The sequence below is a fragment of the Listeria immobilis genome, assembly GCF_014322845.1.
Lineage (GTDB): Bacteria > Bacillota > Bacilli > Lactobacillales > Listeriaceae > Listeria > Listeria immobilis.
Map to the genome: position 1 here is coordinate 146164 of NZ_JAASUA010000003.1, position 21426 is coordinate 167589.

The following is a 21426-nucleotide window of genomic DNA, read 5'->3' on the forward strand; positions in this document are numbered from 1 at the left end:
TACTATTTTAACTTATCCACATGTGAATAACAATAGTTTTATCTTTGCTATTTTAAAATGTTTCTATGATTTGTCCAAATTTTGTCCTATTCACTTGTTCAATTACGAATAAAATACGATGAGGTACAACTACTAAACAAAAAAATACCCATAAGTTTGTTGGCTTATAGGTATTTTTTGATTAAAATTATTTTTTTCTACGGAAGAAAGCAAGTAATCCTACTGCAAATAATCCGAGTCCTGCTAGACCAGTTGAAGCATTTGATTGATCCCCTGTTTTTGGAAGAGCAGCTTTTTCTTCTGGCTTCACATCAAGTTGTTTTTCTGCTGTATTTTCTTTGATTTCATTTTTTCCAGATAGTCTATCTGACGGCGGATTAGTTGTATCTTTTGGTTGTTCAGAAGGTTGTTTGATTGAATCTACCACAACTGTACGGGTAAAAGTTGTAGTGTTTCCATCGCTATCTGTCACTTCATATACTATTTGATAGGTCCCTGGAATATTAATATCCACATTATTAGAAAGAATTTTTATTTGTTTCGTTAAGTCCCCATTCTCTTCATCTGTTGCGGTAATGCCCTCCATTGGATCAAAGGAATCTTCTGATGTGATATGTGTTTCGTTATCTCCAGAAATCACGGGCGCTTCGGTTACAGTCACGGTACGGGTAAACGTTGCTTTATTGCCATCGCTGTCGGTCACTTCATACGTCACTTCGTAGTTGCCGGGTTTCGATGTATCTACAGTGTTGTTTGTTATTTTTACTGCGCTTGTGATGTCGCCGTCTTCTTTATCCGTTGCCTGAATCGTACTCATTGGGTCGAAGTCTGCGTTTGGATTTAATCGGGTTTCGCTGTCTCCGGTGATAGTTGGCGCTTCCGTCACGGTTACGGTACGAATAAAGGTGTCTGAAATATTGCCATCGCTATCTGTCACTTCATAGGTTACTAGGTAGCTTCCTGGTTTCGACGTGTCGACCGTGTTATTGGTTACTTGGATATTTTGTGTAATATCGCCATCTTCTTTATCTGTTGCTTTCATGGTGCTCATTGGATCAAAGTCCGCGTTTAGATTTAAAATGGTTTCACTTTCACCAGTGATAATCGGTGCTGCAGTGACGATAACGGTTCGGGTAAAGGTTGCTTTATTGCCATCGCTGTCAGTTACTTCATACGTCACTTCATAACTTCCCGGTGTTAATGTATCCACTGGGTTGTCTATCACCTTAACATTGCTTGTGATATCACCATCTTCTTTATCCGTTGCTTGAATTGTGCTCATTGGGTCGAATATCGCACTAGGATTTAAGATGGTTTCGCTATCTCCGGTAATGGTTGGTGCTTCCGTCACGGTTACAGTTCGGGTGAAGGTTGCTTTATTGCCATCGCTGTCAGTTACTTCATACGTCACTTCGTAGTTGCCGGGTTTCGATGTATCTACAGTATTGTTTGTTATTTTTACTGTGCTTGTGATGTCACCATCTTCTTTATCCGTTGCCTGAATCGTACTCATTGGGTCGAAATTTGCATTTGGATTTAATTGTGTTTCACTATCTCCTGTGATGATTGGCGCTTCCGTCACGGTTACAGTTCGGGTAAAAGTAGATTTATTACCATCGCTGTCAGTTACTTCATACGTCACTTCGTAGGTACCGGGTTTCGACGTATCTACCGTGTTGTTTGTTATTTTTACTTCGCTGGTGACATCCCCATCTTCTTTATCCGTTGCTTGGATGGTACTCATTGGGTCGAAGTCTGTGTTTGGATTTAATCGTGTTTCGCTATCTCCCGTGATGATTGGTGCCTCTGTCACAATAACAGTACGGGTGAAAGTAGATTTATTCCCATCACTGTCGGTTACTTCATACGTTACCTCGTAGTTGCCAGGTTTTGAAGTATCAACCGGGTTGTTTGTTACTTTTATCTCGCTTGTAACATCGCCGTCCTCTTTATCTGTTGCCGTCATGGTACTCATTGGGTCAAAAGTAGTGCCGGGACTTAGATACGTTTCGCTATCACCGGAAATTTGAGGTGGCTCTGTTATAGTAACTGTACGGGTGAAAGTGGATTTATTCCCATCGCTGTCAGTTACTTCATAGGTCACTTCGTAGCTTCCTGGTTTCGATGTATCAATAGGGTCGCTAATGACTTGAATATCTTTAGTGATGTCACCATCTTCTTTATCTGTTGCTGCCATGGTACTCATTGGATCAAACGTAGCATTCGGATTTAAAATAGTTTCGCTCTCACCAGTAATGGTTGGAGCTTCGGTGACAATAATTGTACGTGTAAAGGTAGCTTTATTGCCATCGCTGTCGGTTACTTCATACGTCACTTCATAGCTTCCCGGTTTTGATGTATCAACCGGATTATCTACCACTTGAATATTTCCTGTAATATCACCGTCTTCTTTGTCTGTTGCGGTCATGGTACTCGTTGGATCAAAGGTGCTGTTTGGATTAATATCCGTTTGTGTATCACCTGAAATCGTTGGTGCTTCGGTTACAATGACGCTACGTGTAAAGGTCGTTTTGTTTCCGTCGCTATCGGTGACTTCATAAACAACCTCATAGCTCCCCGGCGTACTAGTATCTACATTATTACTAATAATTTTCACTTGGTCAGTTAAATCGCCATCTTCTTTGTCTGTTGCTTGAATCGTGCTCATTGGGTCATCGAACGTTTCATTTGGATTTAACCGTGTTTCCGTATCGCCAGTAATAATAGGAGCTTCCGTCACGACTACCGTACGAGTGAAGGTCGCTTTATTTCCATCACTGTCGGTCACTTCATAGGTTACTGTGTAAGTACCTGATTTCGACGTATCAACAGGATTATCTATCACTTGAATGTTGCTAGTAATATCACCGTCTTCTTTATCCGTCGCGGTCATGGAACTAGTTGGATCAAAGGTGTCTCCCGGTTGAAGTGTGGTTGTCGTATCTCCTGCAATAGTTGGTACTTCATTACTAGTGATTTCTACAGAAGTGTCTGTTGCTTCTACTGTCGTAATTTCCTCATCAAAATTTTCATCATTGTAGGTAACGGTTGTATCTGGAGTAGCCGAACTTGTCTCGATTTGTCCGGTTAAAGGAATGGTAATCTGGACAGATGCATCTTTTTTTATACTATCCGTTGTAAATGTCAATGTCCGAGTTGCTTCATCATAATTTTCTTCCGTAATAGTTGTATCACTAGAAGAAAGTGTTCCCGGAGTATAAGTCAATTCGTTAGGTATTTGTACAGAAAAATGGTTGTTTGCGGCAGGCATTCCACCAGAGTTCACTGCTTGAATTTGATAATCCACTTGGTTCTTTGCTTGAATACTGGATTCTGAAAAAGTTCCGTCCACAGTTAGTATCGATCCTGTCGCAAATTGGACATTATCTAAGAGGTTCCCAACACTTGCTCCACCTGTACTACTCACCGCTCTGAATTGAAAGCGAGTCGTGGTTTGCCCTTCTGGAATCGTATAAGTACCCTTATAAAGCCCCCAAGTTGCCGTTCCATCCGACATTTCTGCTTGCTGAACAAGCGTTCCCCCTGGCGCACCAAATTCTACTAGCGCTACATCAGTGCCTTTTCTACCTTTATGATAAACTTGCCAATGGACTTTAACTCCCGGAGTGGTAGGAATATCTTGATATAATGCTGCAACTTGATTCGCATTTAATTCTGCCCACTGATTTCCACTCTGCGCTGTAGTTGAGGCGTTATTACTTTGTAATTCAATCAAATTATCGCTACCTGTAGTTTCCCAGCCAGGTACTATACCAGCATCAAATAATTGATAGTTGCTTGAAGACATTACGAGAGGGGTTTCAAAATCCCCATTTTCTAAAGAGATAACCGGAGAATCCGCTTGAACATTACTTACTGTCAGATTTGTTGCCGCATTTACTTTTTCTATAGATGTATTTATATTCACTGGAGATACTACTAGGCCCGTTACAAGAACTGCCATGGATGTAAGTCGAATGCTTTTTTTTACCTTTGTTTTTTTGCTCATTCATTTTAGCTCCTTTTCCCTCGTTTACTTAACTTAAGGATACTTGTTTTGCCAACCTTCATCGTGTGATAATTACACACTTTTTCGTAATATGTATGACAAATTTTAGACTAACTCCCTGTGCAAAATTAATTGGATGATTAGAATGTTAATGTACATTTTTATGTATAAGTCTTTTTTATTATCCATATAAAGGGGAAAAATATATTACTAAAAAATGGCAAAATAAGTTTTTTTAAACAAAAAAACGGAAATGAAAATCCATGTAGATGATTTTCATTTCCGTTTTCTAATTTTAAGACTTATTGGCTTCTTAACGATGTCTTCTTGCTTGACGGATAAGCGTCACACTTGCAAAACCAATTAGTATTAAGCCTAAGCTTGCCCACCATATTGCATTATCTGTATCGCCTGTTTCTGGCAAGTTCGATTGTTCCATTCGCACATTTGGTTGTTCTTTTACCTTAGAATTATTTGTGTTGTTTGTCCCATTTCCCCCATTTGTCCCATCTGTTCCGTTCTTTCCATCCGTCCCCGGAGTGTTAGGGTGATCTTTTTCATAATTTATAGCTGTTACTGTAATGCGGGTTGGTTTTCCAGCAAATTCCGTTGTTACTTCAAATTCAATCTTAGCCGAATTTAATTGATAACCATCTTTTGCTTTTGTTTCAACAAAGTAGTATTTTCCTGGAGCCAAATTATCAACTTGGATTTCTCCCGCTTTATTTGTTGTTAGATTTTGTTTCACTAGCGTACCATCTTCGGTATAGAGGTCAAAATACACACCGGAAAGAGTAGCGCCGGAATCACTGTTCTTAATGAGCTCTACACTGCCTTTATAATTAATAAGTGAATCTAATTGAATCGTTCCTGGATCGCCTTCATTTGTATCAGCTATAGTGAATTCAACCGGCTTCGTATTCAATATATATCCTCGAGGTGCGCGTATTTCTACTAAACTATACGTCCCCGGAGCCAAATTATTCACAGCTATATGTCCTTCTCTGCCTGAAATAACACGTTTAACCACATTTTGGTCTGCATCCCTTACTTCAAACACAGCGCCCGCTAATTTTTCACCAGATTCACTCTGTTTTACAGCCTCAATGCTTCCAGTGTAGTTAATAAATGGTCCCAATACAATATCTGGAATTTGGCCATCCTCTGCTTCAGAAACTGTAAATGGAATTGGCTCGGTGTTCAATATATAGCCAGCTGGAGCAAAGACTTCCGTTAATCGATAATCGCCCGGTAAAAGACCATCAATTTCGATTTCACCATTTAAATCTGTTGCAAAAGTTTCGTCCGTTCTTATTTTATTCCACGAACCACCAATATTTTGTTCCAATTGGAATTCAGCACCAGATAAAGGATCTCCTGACTCGTTTGCTTTTTTAAGCGTAACCTTATTGGGATTGTTTACAACTGGGATTGGTTCTGTTGCATTAGTAGTTTCTTCACTTATAGTAACTTGTTTCCCAGCTGCCAACTCATCACTTATCGTATACCCAGTTGGCGCCTTTGTTTCTTGGAGTATATAATCTCCATAAGGCAAGTTTCCGAAAGAAAGTTCTCCATTTGCATCAACGGTAGCTTCTCTGAGAACAATCGTCTTATCTTTATTCCAAAGCCTAAATTCGGCGCCTGTAAGAGGTTCATTATCGCCATTTACTTTTTGGAAAACAATACCACCTGTTTCTCCAACAGCAGTACCTGAGCCATTTAGGACAACCACATCTACCGTTGTATTGTCCCCATCGTTTACCGCTACTTCATTATTCCCAGATACCGTTACATCATTTGTCAATTTCTGATTAGGCTCACTATTTACAAAAACAAATGAACGATACTCAATAATGTAAGGAGCTTTGATTTGATGAAGAAATTCAATTTTTAATTCTTGCTCTCCTGTTGTAGCATTAGTTGTTAAAGAAACTGAGTAATCCGTTCCTTCTTTGAGCGGCAAATAAGGGTTTTTCACTATACTGCCATCTGGTTTTACTATTGTCCGGTAAACGACAATCGAGCTCTCATCTATTGCTTGATTGGAAGAAGGATGGTCCGTTACAACCACGTCATTTAAAGTAGAACCACTAGGATTGACGGTGATGGACCAATTGGCAAAGCCGTCTTCATCCTGGTAACCACTTTTGTTAACAAAATCGCCACCATTATCAATAGATACCTCGGCCGTCAAATGATGCGGTTGGGTATCTCCATTTGTAAACGTGGCATCATTATCATATGTCGGTTCGATAACTTGACCATTTAATGTAGTTTTAAATTCTACAATATAAGCAGCTGATTGATCATCTGGAAAACGAACTGTCAATGTTTGATTGTTAGCCTCAGAAGGTTCAATTATCGTGAAATCACCATAATTGCTCACTTCATCGCCTTTTTCAATGCTACCATCTGGATTAACAGTATAATGGTAAATCTTAACGGAATTTGGAACATATTGTTGATTTCCTTGTATTGGATCAACTAATGTTGCATCTTCTAGTTCTTTTGAATCGTAGTTTACACCGATAGACCATGTGATTCTGGAAGTAGTTGCATTATAGCTACCATTTTTAAATCCGTTATATTTCGCCGCATCATTCGGATCGAACGTAGCTCCGTCACTGCTTGAATGTGAATCTCCATTTTCATCTGTCCATGTAGTAGAAGCATTGTTTGGAAAAATTCGGTCTGGATCATCTACTCCATCTACCCTTGTATCAAAAGTAGTTTTATAAGTGATACGGAAGTCATGGTCTGTCCCTGCTGCATACGTATTTAAAAATCGAACTGTAAATTGACGACTTGCTTCATCATAGACTAAAGAATAATCCTGTTCTTTCACTAAGGTTGCTCCAGTTACCATATCTTTCATAACAAAAGTTTCTGGTAATAAAGTTAGCCCCGGACTCAGTTGATCAGTTAGTTGCCAATTTGTCATCATATAATGATTTTTATTAATGTCAATTTGCCAAGAAACTTCTTTAGCGTCATAATCCGCTGCTCCGACCGTCTTAACTACATTTTGCTGAACAATACCTCCTGAAGAATTACTACTATCTCCTGTATCAGTTGTGACCGTATTATTAATTGTGACATTGTCATCAACCGTACCCGTAATAGTAGTCTTATATGTTATCTTAACTGCATAATCAATATCGTGTAAAAAGACAATATCAAAGCCATTTTCTGTCATCTCTATCTTATAATCTACACCCTCAATTAATTTCCTACCTTGAACTTCTGATCCATCCTCATCAAAAGTAATAATATTCATTTGCACTGAACCATCAACTAATTGCATGCTACTATCTCCAAATACATCATGAAGTGTTGCATCTTCCTCAGCAATCGATTTCTCTCCGTAGTTGTATTTGATAGTCCATTCTGAGGTTTGAGTAGTCGGATCATAATTACTAGATTGTTTATTTAAAAGTGTCCCATAAGAAGCCACTACCGAAGCTTTTGCCGGTAGCTCTGTCCCATCGGCATTAAGAACGGCTGTATTTTCAAAAGTTTTACTTCCACCTGCTTCTGGTTTAGCATCTTCATCGATTTTAGTCGTATATTTTAAACGATAAGCATCACTAATAGGTGTTGTAAAAGTGACGTTCCCTGCTGCGTCAACCGTATAGCCAGAAGTCACTAATTCCTCACTTCCGGGATACACTTCGCCGTATAAATCTACCTTCACCTTATAAACTTCCACTGATTGATAAGTCGTCCCAGGTGGAAAAGTCTCATTTACGACTGCATTGTCAATCGTATCTAATGATTTGTTAATATCCACTTGCCAATAAATATAATCCGGGTTAAATTCTTTATCAAAATGCCCACTTTTTTCGATAGTACTATCCACAGCAGGCTTGACATTAATATCTACCGGTGGAATATTATCTTCAAATGGTATTTTAATAGTAATTTCTCCTGGACCGTCAATGTCCTCTGCATTAAGTTGTGTATCAAATTCTAGCGTCCCATGGACATTGGAATGCGTTTGAACCTCATCTGTAAAAATGAATTTTACAGTTCCGTCTGTACTAACTTCCACATTTGCATACGGATCAAGTGGAATAGTTTGATTTTGAGAAACTTTCACTGTATCAGGCAATTTAAAAGTATAATAATCACCTGCTTGAATTTCTGCACCAACATCATTTGGTATCGCCCAAGTGAATTTGAAATGCACATAATCGTCCACTGTAGGATTCTCAACCGGATTACCGTCTGCATCAAAATAAGTTAATTCCATTCCAGTTAAAATCGTAGAGTCTTCCTCTGAATATCCCAAGCTTGCAAAAATATCTTTTACATCTTGTGGTTCATCTGCAGCGACCGCTCTTTCTTCTGGTGCTTTTTGGACTTCTTTTTGATCAGCTACTGGTTTATCTCCGTTTGCCTCTGTTGATTCTGTTGGAGTTGATTCTGTTGGAGTGTCAGCTTTAGGAGGCTCTGTTTCTTTTGGTTCTTGTGGTTCTTGATAAAGTGTCACTTCACTAGTTAACTGATTTGTCTCTGTTGAAAATTCCACCTTATCTTTTTCAAGTTTGCTCGATTGTTCTAAGTAAGTTGTTGCGATTTCAAGGCTAATCGTACCATCCTGCCCTGCCGGAACATCGAATTGGATCTCATTCCCATTAATCTTATATTTCCCAACTTCCTTATTTTGTTCGTCTAAAATCTCTCCTTCATTTTCAAGCTGTAGAGAAACATTATTAGATACAGTAATACTTGTTTTTTGCGGTTCTAATGTTTCATTTTTGACTTGTGCTGTCACTTTAAACCGAAATTGATTGTCCTTTGTTACTTGTTCCTCTTTTTTCTCTACCTTAGTAAGCTTTACACTAGCTGTTCCCCCCGCAGAATCATCTGCTTTTGCAAGATACGGGAAAAATACTTGTGCTATTAATAAGCCAACAAACAATAAGTACAACGTTTTTTTCAAATTAATCCCCCCAAATTAACATTTGCATTTGTTACAATTGTCAGTAGTTACTTTTTCCCTTTTGCACTATAACCAAACACTATTTTCTATATAAAAAGGAACTTCCCTGTTTATTTAGAGAAGTTCCTAATTCTTATTTACTTTCTAGGTCATGCACAAACAATCCACTTAGTAATTTCGGCTCAAACCAGGTTGATTTTGGAGGCATAATTTCTGATGCATCAGCGACACTAAGTAAATCATCCATTGTCGGCGGGTACATCGCAAACGCAACAGAATGGCTTCCCTTATTCACTAGACGTTCTAGTTCACCAAGCCCACGAATTCCACCAACAAAATCAATTCGATTATCACGGCGAATATCTTCAATTCCAAAAATAGGTGTTAAAATTTGTTCCTGCAAGATAGAAACATCTAGTTTTCCAATCACATCGCTTGGAATCACATCGCTTTTGGCAACTAATTTATACCAATCCCCATCTAGATACATACCAATTTGTTTTGGACTCTCTGGTTTAAAAGTCGCTTTGCCCATTTCTTCTACATTAAAACTCGCTTTCACTTTATCTAGAAAATCTGCTTCTACTGGCACATTTACAACCCGATTATAATCTAAAATTTCCAACTGCTCTTCTGGAAAAACAACAGATAAGAAGAAATTAAATTCTGCTTCCGGGCCAGCATCAGGAAACTCCGCACGGCGCTTTAAACCGACTTTTACGGCTGATTCTGTCCGGTGATGTCCATCAGCAATATAAAATGCTGGTACTTCTGAAAACGCCGCTGATAGGTCTTCTAGAATGTAGGCATCTGTAATAGCCCAAACTTTATGTTCCACGCCATGAAAACTCTTAAAATCGTATTCAGGCTCATTTTCTTTCACCCAAGAGTTAATGAGCGTATTAATCGCTTCTTTTCCACGATAGGTTAAGAAAATTGGACTTGTATTCGCATCACATGTATCAACATGACGAATTCGATCCAGCTCCTTTTCTTCACGGGTTAATTCATGTTTTTTAATTTTTCCTTCTGTATAATCATCAATCGAAGTACAAACAACAAGTCCCGTTTGCGGTCGCCCGTTCATTGTTAATTGATAAATATAAAATGCTGGATTTGCTTCTCTTCCAAGCCAGCCGTCCAGCTCAAATTGTTCCAGATTATCAGCTGCTTTTTGATAAACAGCTGGATCATAAGGGGAAATATCCTTACTTAAATCAATTTCCGCCTTATCAATATGTAAAAATGAATATTGGTTGTTATTTCCCAGTTCACGCGCTTCGTCTGAATTTAGCACATCATAAGGTAGTGAAGCCACTTTTTCTGCCAAATTTTTAATCGGACGAATTGCTTTAAATGGTCTTATCTTTACCATAATTATCCTCCTTTTTAGTAAAAGAGTATGAATCATCTGGTCGTCACCATGAAGTTTCATACTCTTATTATTTCCCGGGTAATAATTTTAGACTGTCACGCCTAGAGGTTCGATTACACGAACACGCAAAACACCTTGAACTGCTAATAAATCGTTTTTTAATTGTTCTAAATTAGCTGGTGTTTCTTTATCAATATCAATTAATGTATAAGCATATTCATTTTTGCTGCGATTAGTCATATCCAAAATATTTAAGGAGTATTTCCCTAATTCGGTTGTAATTTGCCCAACCATATTAGGAATATTTTGGTGACAAATACCAATTCGAGGATGCCCGTTATATGGCATCTCCACATTAGGATAATTGACAGAGTTCTTGATACTTCCCGTCTCTAGATAAGCTTGCAACTCTTTCGCAGCCATTTTAGCACAGTTTGTTTCTGCTTCTTCTGTAGATGCGCCTAAGTGAGGAAAAACATGCACTTTCTTATGCCCTAACAGCTCTTTTGTTGCAAAATCAGTAATATATAAACGTAAAAGTCCAATATTCAAAGCGTCTTTGATTGCTGTTGTATCAACTAACTCACCACGAGAAAAATTTAATAAAACTGCATTATCTTTCACTAGTTGTAATGTGTCTGCATTAAACATGCCACGAGTTTTATCAGTTAAAGGTACATGAACAGTTAAATAATCACACGTCGCAAGTACTTCTTCTATCGTCATCGCTCGTTCTACTTCCTTAGATATTCTCCATGCTGTATCCACCGAAACGAAAGGATCATAACCTACAACATCCATTCCTAGTGCTAAAGCGTCATTCGCAACCAATGCGCCAATTGCTCCTAACCCGATAATTCCAAGTTTTTTTCCCGCAAGTTCTGTTCCTGCAAAAGCTTTTTTGCCAGCTTCTACTTTTTGCTCCACATCGTCTGCAGCAGGCAATTCTTTCACCCACTCAGTACCTTCCAAAATCGGTCTTGCAGAAACAAACAAGCTAGCGAGCACTAATTCTTTTACTGCATTCGCATTTGCACCAGGTGTATTAAATACCACAACTCCTCTTTCCGAACAACTTTCTACTGGAATGTTATTTACTCCAGCCCCCGCTCTTGCTACTGCTTTCACTGAATCTGGAAAGTCAAAATCGTGTAGGTTATAACTACGTAGTAAAATCCCGTCTGCCGCTTGATTCGCATCAATCACATACTTTTCAAGATCGAAAGTTTTTAATCCTTCTTTAGCAATCGCATTAAACGTTTGGATATTAAACACGTACTTCTCCCCCTTTTCGCGCATTCGCAAATTTTTCCATAAAGGTAATTAGTGCTTCAACTCCTTCAATTGGAAATGCGTTATAAAGGCTAGCACGCATTCCGCCAACTGAGCGATGACCTTTTAAATTAACAAAACCATTTGCTTCTGCTTCTTTAACAAAGGCTTTATCAAAATCTACCGAGCCTGTTACAAACGGAATATTCGTAAGCGATCTAGCAACAGGGTCAACTGGTGAAGAAAAGAAATCTGATCCATCAATATAATCATATAATAAAGCTGCTTTTTTACGATTCAATGCTTCTATTCCAGCAACTCCACCCTGCTCTTTTATCCATTCAAATACAAGTTTTGCCACATATATAGCAAATGTTGGTGGTGTGTTATACATCGATTCATTGTCCGCTTGCACTTTTAAATCAAGCATTGAAGGTAGTCCTTCCACTTGTCCAATTAAATCTTCACGAACAATAACTAGCGTCAGTCCAGCAGGTCCAATATTTTTTTGAGCGCCTGCATAAATAAGACCGAATTTTTTCACATCATATACACTTGATAAAATGTTTGAAGACATGTCGGCAACAATTGGTACAGCTGATTCTGGTACATCAAACATCGCTGTTCCTTCAATGGTGTTGTTTGTAGTTACATGTAAGTAGGCTGCATCACTAGAAACAGCAGGTATTTCAGGAATATAGCTAAAATTACGATCTTCTGAAGAGGCAATCACCTCCACCTCAACACCTTGAATTTTTTTAGCTTCTGAAATGGCCTTTTTTGCCCAAGATCCAGAGTTTACATAAGCTGCTTTTTTCCCATTTGCTAGATTCATTGGTACCATATTAAATTGTAAACTTGCACCACCTTGCAAAAATAGCACTTTGTAATTCTCGGGAATCTCCATCAATTCTCGAATCAAGCGCTCCGCATCGTCCATGATGTTTTGAAACAATTCTGATCTGTGACTCAGCTCCATAACGGACATTCCTGACCCATTATAAGAGAGCAATTCTCTTTGAACCTTTTCAAGTACCGATACTGGTAATACAGCCGGTCCTGCCGAAAAATTATAAACACGTTCCACTCAACATCTCTCCTGTCCATCAAATTTCCCCAATACTTACAAAAAATTTTCACCAGCAATAGATATTATTCTATTTTTACCAGTCAGATATGAGCCTTCCTCGTTAAACTTGTTGCTTTTTCGAAGTTCTATTCTTAAGAAATAAAAAAGCGAATCTGTGATATTCCACACAATATTCGGATTTTTCAGCACTTAAAAGAAAACACTGCCTTTTGTACTTTTGTATATTATAGCAGAAATAGTACTGTTTTTCAGAAAATTTATACTAAAACTCTAAATAAATGTGATGTTTAAAGATTCTGACATAAAAAAAGAGTGAGTAACAGCTGTTTAAAGCCATTCTCACTCTTTCTTTTTTTGAAAAACAGTTCACAAAAGATGTTAGCTATTATGTGCTTTTTTCCCTAAAGTAAACCAATACACTATAAAAAATACTACTAGCGCAATAATTGCAGTTCGATACATAATCGCATAGGTATAATAAGTAGCTACAATACTAAGACCAAAACTCCCGACAGCCATGCCAATATCCATACCTGAAAGAAAAGTTCCATTTGCCGTTCCTTTGTTATGTGGTGCAGCTCGGTCAACAGCAAGTGCTTGAAGTGCCGGTTGCGCCATCCCATACCCTAAACCAAAAAATAGTGAAGCAATAAATAAACTAATTGCTCCGGTTGCAAAGGAAAGAACTAAGATCCCCACAATCATTGAAATCGCTCCCGGAATAATAACAAAACGGTGTCCCTTTGTATCATATAGACTTCCTGCAAACATACGGCTGACAAGTACCATAATTGCTTGTCCAATAAAATAAACCCAAGTTGTAGTAATACCAATTTCTGTACCATAAACCATCATAAATGTTTGAATACCACCAAGCGGAATCGCCATAAGTAAACAAAGTCCAGCAGGTAGCAAAGCCGTTTTTTCAAATAGTTTCATTTTTTGATGAACCACATTTTCGGATTTTGGAAGTTTTAATTGCATCATTAATAACAAAATAATTACCATCAACACAAGCGAAAAAGTCACAAGTACATTAAAAGAAAAGTAATTCATAATTAAAATAGCAATAATCGGTGCGAGCGACATACCAAGTGCCGTCGTAAGCCCATAAAAACCAATACCTTCCCCTGTTCTGCTAGGTGGTACTAACTTTGAAACACCAGTCGCAATCGACGTTGTTCCAATCCCCCAACCAGCCCCATGGAAAAGTCGCAATATTAGCAATGCGGCAACCGCTGTCGACCAGTAAAAATTCACTGTAGTTAGTATTAATATCAAAAATCCGATAATAATTAATTTTTTCGGTCCAAATTTATCGTTCCAACTTCCTGCAATCGCACGCATAAACAATGCAACAACTGAAAAAAGCCCTACTGCAAGGCTTGCTTCCATTTGAGTTCCACCAAGTTCAATTATTCGTGCAGGTAATGTGGGCATAAAAACCATAAACCCAATATAAAGCATTACACTTCCAATTAATAAAAATATATAGTCCTTCGTCCAAAGTTTTGTCTTGTTTTCCAAATTATATTCCTTCTTTACTCTAAATTAGCAGAAACGCTTTTCAAAATAGCTGTTAGTTGCTCCACATCTTTCTGTGGAATGCCTGCAAATATTTTTTCACAACTAGCTTCCACAATGTCTCGCAGCTCATTCGTTTCTATTCGCCCTTTTTCTGTTAATGACAAAAGCGAGATTCGTCTGTCTTCTGTACTTACCTCTCGGACAATAAGTTCCTTCCTAAGGAGTACATCTACAATCCGATTCACGGTTGGTGTATCTTTCTTCGTCCAAAGTGCTATCTCTTTTTGCGAAATTGGCTCATTAGCTTCAATTCCTTCCAAAACAGACCATTGTTCTGGTGTTACATCATAGCTTGCAATTGCTCTCATCAAAAATAAATGCATTTTCTTTGCCGTAGTATTTACACTAAAAGAAACCTCGTCATAGTATCCGCGCATCTCTATCCTCTTTTCTATTGTCATAACAATAATTGTCATAACAACTATTATACATAATTATCTACAACATTGCAAGAAGAACAACCATTTTTTTATGACTGTCCTTCTATAATAGCTCCACAGCAAGAATGTCTCTAAACTCAATAATATGCTCTCGCCCAACTACATCCTCTAAAATAACTTCTTCTGTTAACATATCTATTTCTATTGGCACCAAATCGAGTTTTTCTATTTCTCCTAAACCTAAAAATGCAGCAGGATATTCAAAAGATGCAAGCTTTAAAGAAGAAACATCTGCTTCATGAAAATAGGTTAGTCGGACAAGCCATGCTCTTTTTTTCGCATCATTTAATGTGATAAAGAAACTTTCTCGTTCTAAATAATCTACTTCTGGCCGACTTGTTAAAAATGCGGCATTCTTTTGTATTGGTAATTGTTCTTTACGAATGGCTGTAACCATAATAATCACCTCTTACATTTATTATACGAACAAACGTTCTAAAAAGCAATTATTTTACTCAAAAGTTTTTTAATAAGCGTCGCAACTGGTTTAGCGCTTACATAAAATATTTTCGACAAAAATACTTGCAAATTAATAAATAGTTGCTATACTTATGTAAGTAAATAACATTAACAAAGGAGTTTTATTTTTATGACTAATACATTTTTAGATTCCATTAAAGTTCGTCGTTCCATTTATGCACTAGACAAAAACGTTTCATTAGAAGATTCCAAAATTGAAGAAATCGTTAAAGATGCTGTAAAATATAGCCCTTCTTCTTTCAATTCTCAAAGTTCACGTGCGGTTATTCTTTTAGGAGAAAACCACAATAAACTTTGGGACATTGTAGAAGATACTTTGCGCGCTATCGTTCCTGCCGAAAACTTTGCATCAACTGCTGAAAAAGTTGGTTCTTTCCGCGCTGGATACGGAACAGTTCTTTTCTTTGAAGATAATGCTGTTATTGAAGGTTTACAAGAAAACTTTGCTTTATATGCAGATAACTTCCCAGTTTGGGCTGAACAATCTACAGGTATTGCACAACACTCTGTATGGGTTGCTCTTGCAAATGCTGGTATTGGTGCTTCTCTTCAACATTATAACCCTCTAATTGACGATGCTGTTAAAGCTGAATGGGATATTCCTGCAAGCTGGAACTTACGCGCTCAAATGCCGTTTGGTAATATCGTTCAAGAAGCTGGGGAAAAAGAATTTATTGATGATGCAGAACGTTTCCGCGTTTTCAAATAATAAATGTTTCACGTGAAACAAAAAAATTCCGCGACCATTAACTGGTATCGCGGAATTTTTATTTTGCTAGACTTCGAAATCTACTTCTTAGCTCTTCACAGCTAACAATGCCAGCAATAGCACCTTTGATTTCTCCATCCACTAGAACGAGTGAATTAGGTATTCCTTTTACATCAAATTGTTGTGCTAACGCTCGTTCTCTATCTACATTAATCTTTACAACTTGAATGTTACCTTCTTCCACCTCAGAAAACTGCTCAAGTGTAGGCCAAAAACAACGGCAAGGAGCACACCATTCTGCCCAAAAATTAAGCAATATTTTAGGATGGCTACTAACAATCTCTTCCAAATCCTCTTCTTTTGCAAAAATAATCGCCATTCATATCCACCTCACATTCAGAATATTCCAAAGTTGTATTATGGTCAAGTAAAGGGTTCTAGAATAACTATATATCTTGCTTTTTGTTCATTTTTTGACATATTTAAAATGTTTCACGTGAAACATTTTATTTGCTATGTAATATTTCTAAAATACGTAAATCAAGCAAACCAGTGTGTTTTACAGTCATATCTGCATTACGAAGACCCGAACCAACACCTACACTAACAATATTTGCTGCATTTATTGCTTCAATTCCTGCTTGAGCATCTTCAATCCCAACAACTTCTGATGGAGTAAGTCCTAACCCACGAGTTGCTTCAATAAAGATTTCAGGATTTGGTTTTGATTTAGTGATCTTTGCTGCATCAACAATATAGTCAAAATCTTGTTCCATTCCTAATGCACTTAAAACTGTACGTGCGTTTTTAGATACAGAAGCAATTGCACATTTTAAGTTTTGCATTTTTAGTTCTGCAATCAACTCTTTAATCCCTGGTAGCACATCTGCAGGTGAAATTTCTTGAAGTAAACTAACATAGAATTCATTTTTATCAGCAGCAAGTGTTTCGAGCTCTTCTTTTGTAAAGTCATTTTCACGGTTATCTTTCTTTAAAATGAGTAGCAGCGAATCCATTCTACTCACTCCCTTTAAATTCTCATTAAATGCTTCATCAAATTCAATCCCAATACTCTCTGCTGTTTTTTTCCAAGCAAGGTAATGATAATGTGCAGTATCTGTGATAACACCATCTAAATCAAATAATACTCCTTTTAAAGCTATTGTCATTAAACTCTTCCTTTCCAAACTGCCGCCACATTTCGCGCGGTTCTTCTTAAATTATTAGGGGTTTCTTTTAGTATTTCTTCTAATGTTGCTGGTTCTGCAATAGATGGGAAAATAGCAGTAATTCCAGCTTTATAAACAGCATCTAAACCTGTCCCTACGCTTCCACAAATTGCAATAACGGGTGTTCCTAATGTCACTTGTTTTGCTACGCCTACTGGTGCTTTTCCTTCCGCAGTCTGCCCGTCCATTTTTCCTTCCCCGACGATAACTAAATCAGCATCTTCACAAACCGCTTGCATTTGAAGAGCTTCAATAACAAAATCGATTCCAGAGAGTAAATTTGCTTGTAAAAATGTCATGAGACCAGCGCCAATTCCGCCACCAGCGCCAGCACGAGGCATAGTGAGCATCATTGGATTTGCCAGCTGATAAAAATGCGCCATTGCTGCATCCACTTCTACTAAATCAGATTTCGGTAAACCTTTTTGAGGACCAAAAACAAATGTAGCTCCCTTTTCCCCACATAACGGGTTTTCAACATCAGTAACTACATTAATGGTGATGTTTTGCAACTCAGCTGGAACGTTTCTGGCGTTGATTGTTGCAACTTTCGCTAGGTTGGCGCCAATTGGTTGTAGCTTTTGCCCATCTTTATCCAGAAATTCATAGCCAAGCGCACTTGCCATGCCAATTCCGCCATCATTTGAAGCGCTTCCACCAATGCCAATAATAATCTCTGTTGCGCCTTTTTGGATAGCATAGAGAATTAATTCACCTACTCCTCTAGTACTGACTTGGAGCGGGTTTCTTTGACTTAAAGGAACTAAATGTAAACCACAAGTTTCAGCCATTTCAATAAGTGCGGTTTTATTTCCATCAGTAAAAGCAATTTCTGCCGGGAGAATATCTCCAAATGGACCAGAAACATTGACTTTCATTTTTGTTGCCAAGAAAGCCTCGCTTAAAATCGCTAACGTCCCTTCTCCACCATCACCAATTGGAAGTAAATGATAATCTGCATCAGGATAAACTTCTTGAAAGCCCTCTTTAATATACTCTGCTACCTCCTGCGCCGTCAAACTTTCTTTAAAAGAGTCCGGTGCGATAACGATTTTCATAAAGACACCTCCTTTTGTTCAAAGTTAATAATTAATTTATCCGTTAATAGCTGCTTTTCCCCTAGGATAATTAATTCTAGCACGCTTTTAGTCGCTTTTGAAAGTTCTAGTGTTTCTGATGTAATTTTAAAACTAATTTTTTCACCTTTCCAGATAAATTCAAAGGCTACCGATTTCCATGCATCTGGTAATTTCGGCGTAATTTGGAGTATTTCAGCGCTTGTATCAATACCTGCAAATCCAAAAATCACAGCCAGCCAAATAGCACCAAGGGAGGCAGCGTGGAGTCCGTCATCTGATGAATGTGGTTCTGGCCCAAGATCAATTAAACACGCCTCTTGGAAAAATTGATATGCCTGCTGTCTATCGCCTATCCGATTTGCTACTATTGCATGGATTGCTTTACTTAATGAAGAATCATGAATTGTCCGCTTTTCATAAAAATCTAAATTTTTCTTCATTGTTTCCATATTAAAAATTGTTGGAAAAAGATAAAATAACATGACCAAATCAGCCTGCTTCAAGATTTGCAATTCATTCACTTCTTGCCGAGAATAGTCCAGTAAAATTCCTTGTGTACCTTGATTTTTCTTATATTTATCCAAATTTATCCAATCTTTTTGAAGAAATGTATCATCTTGCGGAATTATCCCCGTATCACTCGCCACTGGCAAATACAAGTTTGCTAAAAACGCTTCCGCACGTTTTTGGAAGTTTTTATTTGCTTTATTCCAGTCCATAGCTTTTTTCACATTATAGTACGCCATGTAATTAGTATACGTATTATTATCGATATGCTCTGTGTATTCATCCGGTCCAATAACATCGAGTATTTCCAGGCGCCCATTACGATTAACAGCCCGACTTATCCAAAATTCAGCTGTTTCTAAGAGCATCTCGACCCCATAATTTTGCATAAATTGCTCATCTTTTGTTGTTGCTTCATATTCACACACTGCAAAGGCAATATCCGCTACTAAATGATGCTCTGAAATTGCTGAAGCCACCTTTTGGCGTGTTCCCGTCCGAATATTAATTGCTGCAAATTCTGGCGTTTCTTCTTCCCCAGAAAATGCGCTTTCCCATGGATAAAGTGCTCCTTTGTAGCCGTTTTTAATTGCTTTTTCTTTTGCTTCTTTTAAATGTAAATAACGATATTGAAGCAATTGTTTCGCAGTTTTCGGTTGATTATATAAGAAAAATGGTAGAATAAATATTTCTGTATCCCAGAACACATGACCTTTATAACCTTCTCCAGTTAGCCCCTTCGCCCCGACACTACAACGAATGTCATCTTTTGGTGTCATAATCTCTAAATGATAGGTAGCAAAATCCAGCGCAAATTGATCCACTACATTTACACTGTCCACTTGAACTCCAGCAGATTGCCAAAAATCGTTCCAAGCTATATCTGAAGCCATTTTTAGTTCATGATAAGTGGTACTCGGAATTTCTTCATCCAATTTACCAAGTGTTGTATTAACCGAACTTATTTTTTCCAAAGTAAATGTTTCATTGGCCATCACATGTTGTTTTACTTCCGTCATCAACTGGCGGTTTTTAGCAGTGAAGATCCCTTTAGCACTTACTTTAGTTGCCACAACAATTTGTTGCTTACTTTCTATCGTCTCATATTCGCCAACCATCAATTCTTCATCAAAAATCCGCATGCTCAACTCTGCTAACTGTTGTGTGCCAAAATTTGTTTGTTGCGCATCAATTCCAGTTCGCACTTTCACTACCGCATTATCCGTTAAAGGGGTAATTTCAACTTTAGCTGCAATGAGGTGTTTCGCTACTTTGGAAACAAATCGTCGAAAATTAATCTGATATTTTTTATGTGCGCTATTTTCCCAAGTAATTTTTCTGACTAATTCTCCTGTATTCATATCTAAATAACGTTCATAATGGTGAACTATTCCCGCTTGCATGGAGAAAACCTCGTCGTCAAGTGTCAACTGAAACCGCATAATATCTGGTAAGTTCACTAGTTCAGAACTTGTTGATCCGCTTGGTCGATTGTAAATTCCTGCTACATACATCCCGCGAACTTGCTCTGGATAGTCTTCCTCCAATGCTCCGCGAATACCCAAATAACCATTCCCTATAGTCATTTGGCTTCCATATTTATTTAGATAATCTACTGCAAATTCCTTCTCGATTATTTTCTTCATAAAAAAACACTCTCACCTTTTTCTGCCGATTCGTATAAACTTTCAACAATTTTTTGAATTCTATAACCTTGTTCTGCACCCGCAAGTTGTTCATCTGACAAACCGAGCACGCTATCAACAAAAGCCTTCATACTATTTTCATGCTTATTCTCTTCAAGTGCTCCAAGTTGCTCTAACAGCTGGAACTCACCTGCATTATCCGTATAAATCTCAGCTGGATATAAACTTCCTCCTGCCAAATCCCCAAAGAAATCTACATTTAAAATGCTCTCCGGCTTAATATGTAAAGCAAAAGAAGTATCTAACTCGATTAATCCACCATTTTCCAGCTCAATAAAGCCAAATAAAGCATCTTCCACTGTATACTTCGTTGGATCCCATGAACCAAATGTGCCCTGGCTTTTTTTCGTGCCAATTTTTTGGAAACTTTTTGCCGTAACTTTTTTTACTTTTGGAAATCCAAGTACAAACATCGCCGCATCGAGCATATGAATTCCCATATCAATCAACGGTCCGCCGCCTTGCATCTCTTTATTTGTGAATGTGCCCCATCCCGGTACCCCTGAACGTCTAAGCGCAGTTGCTTTTACACAATAAATTTCTCCAAAAAGAGCCGCGTTTTGCTTTAAAAACCGTGCTTCACTTGAAAAACGGTGATGAAAATCATAGGCCAAAATAGTTTTTTTCTGCTCTGCTAAATCCCACATTGCTTTAGCTTCCGATGCACTCATTGCGGGTGGCTTTTCACACATAACTGCTGCCCCATGCGCAAGTGCCAACATCACATTATCAAAATGAAACCGATTTGGCGTACAAACACTAACAATATCTAATCGTTCAGCAGCAAACATTTCTTCTGCGGTAGCATAATAACTTTGAAAGCCGTTTTTCACTTGAAATTCTGCTGCTCGTTCTTTACTTGGGTCGCAAACAGCAACTAGTTCTAGCTCATCTCTTGTTTGATAATATGCCGCATGAACCTTCTCTGCAACTTGTCCTGCTCCTATAATTGCCACTCTTTTTTTCATATCCGAAACTCCTTTTAGAAAAATCCG

The 21426-nt window shown here is 38.0% G+C and carries 14 protein-coding genes; 1 reads left to right on the forward strand and 13 read right to left on the reverse strand.

Annotated features, from left to right (window positions below):
• Positions 1–187 precede the first annotated feature (187 nt).
• The 8 genes from HCJ45_RS05510 to HCJ45_RS05545 all read right to left on the reverse strand — a co-directional run bounded on the left by HCJ45_RS05510 (position 188) and on the right by HCJ45_RS05545 (position 15118).
• The gene (locus HCJ45_RS05510; RefSeq protein WP_185380415.1) at positions 188–4009 is read right to left on the reverse strand and encodes an immunoglobulin-like domain-containing protein; all 3822 of its coding nucleotides are present in this window, start codon (positions 4007–4009) and stop codon (positions 188–190) included.
• A gap of 313 nt (positions 4010–4322) precedes the next feature.
• Positions 4323–8957 (reverse strand): collagen binding domain-containing protein, encoded by a 4635-nt coding sequence (locus HCJ45_RS05515; protein WP_187124221.1) that lies wholly within the window; start codon positions 8955–8957, stop codon positions 4323–4325.
• A 133-nt stretch (positions 8958–9090) separates the two neighbouring features.
• Positions 9091–10332, reverse strand: coding sequence for a DUF1015 domain-containing protein (locus HCJ45_RS05520; RefSeq protein WP_185380417.1), 1242 nt, complete (start codon positions 10330–10332; stop codon positions 9091–9093).
• 87 nt (positions 10333–10419) lie between these two features.
• On the reverse strand, positions 10420–11607 hold the full coding sequence (locus HCJ45_RS05525; protein ID WP_185380418.1) for a phosphoglycerate dehydrogenase: 1188 nt from the start codon (positions 11605–11607) through the stop codon (positions 10420–10422).
• Positions 11600–12691, reverse strand: coding sequence for a 3-phosphoserine/phosphohydroxythreonine transaminase (gene serC, locus HCJ45_RS05530; protein ID WP_185380419.1), 1092 nt, complete (start codon positions 12689–12691; stop codon positions 11600–11602). Before serC ends, HCJ45_RS05525 begins: the two co-directional genes overlap by 8 nt.
• 381 nt (positions 12692–13072) lie before the next feature.
• Positions 13073–14221 (reverse strand): lmo2826 family MFS transporter, encoded by a 1149-nt coding sequence (locus tag HCJ45_RS05535; RefSeq protein ID WP_185344266.1) that lies wholly within the window; start codon positions 14219–14221, stop codon positions 13073–13075.
• 14 nt (positions 14222–14235) lie between these two features.
• Positions 14236–14658 (reverse strand): MarR family winged helix-turn-helix transcriptional regulator, encoded by a 423-nt coding sequence (locus HCJ45_RS05540; protein ID WP_038406312.1) that lies wholly within the window; start codon positions 14656–14658, stop codon positions 14236–14238.
• Positions 14659–14764: 106 nt separating this feature from the next.
• Entirely contained in the window at positions 14765–15118 is a 354-nt protein-coding gene (locus tag HCJ45_RS05545; protein WP_003721123.1) for a hypothetical protein, read from the reverse strand.
• A gap of 192 nt (positions 15119–15310) precedes the next feature.
• On the opposite strand from HCJ45_RS05545, the gene HCJ45_RS05550 reads away from it, so the two are divergent.
• On the forward strand, positions 15311–15910 hold the full coding sequence (locus tag HCJ45_RS05550; protein WP_185380421.1) for a nitroreductase family protein: 600 nt from the start codon (positions 15311–15313) through the stop codon (positions 15908–15910).
• A gap of 58 nt (positions 15911–15968) precedes the next feature.
• On the opposite strand, the gene HCJ45_RS05555 is transcribed toward HCJ45_RS05550, so the two are convergent.
• From HCJ45_RS05555 to HCJ45_RS05575, 5 genes are all read right to left on the reverse strand, one after another.
• Positions 15969–16289, reverse strand: a complete 321-nt coding sequence (locus tag HCJ45_RS05555) for a thioredoxin family protein (protein ID WP_185380422.1) — start codon at positions 16287–16289, stop codon at positions 15969–15971.
• A gap of 127 nt (positions 16290–16416) precedes the next feature.
• A complete protein-coding gene (pgmB, locus tag HCJ45_RS05560; protein ID WP_185344272.1) occupies positions 16417–17079 on the reverse strand; it encodes a beta-phosphoglucomutase in 663 nt (220 codons plus the stop codon).
• Positions 17079–18197 (reverse strand): glycerate kinase, encoded by a 1119-nt coding sequence (locus HCJ45_RS05565; protein ID WP_185344274.1) that lies wholly within the window; start codon positions 18195–18197, stop codon positions 17079–17081. The genes pgmB and HCJ45_RS05565 overlap by 1 nt, the downstream gene beginning before the upstream one ends.
• Entirely contained in the window at positions 18194–20371 is a 2178-nt protein-coding gene (locus HCJ45_RS05570; RefSeq protein ID WP_185380423.1) for a glycoside hydrolase family 65 protein, read from the reverse strand. Before HCJ45_RS05570 ends, HCJ45_RS05565 begins: the two co-directional genes overlap by 4 nt.
• Positions 20368–21399, reverse strand: coding sequence for a Gfo/Idh/MocA family protein (locus HCJ45_RS05575; RefSeq protein ID WP_185380424.1), 1032 nt, complete (start codon positions 21397–21399; stop codon positions 20368–20370). The genes HCJ45_RS05570 and HCJ45_RS05575 overlap by 4 nt, the downstream gene beginning before the upstream one ends.
• Between the last annotated feature and the right edge of the window lie 27 nt (positions 21400–21426).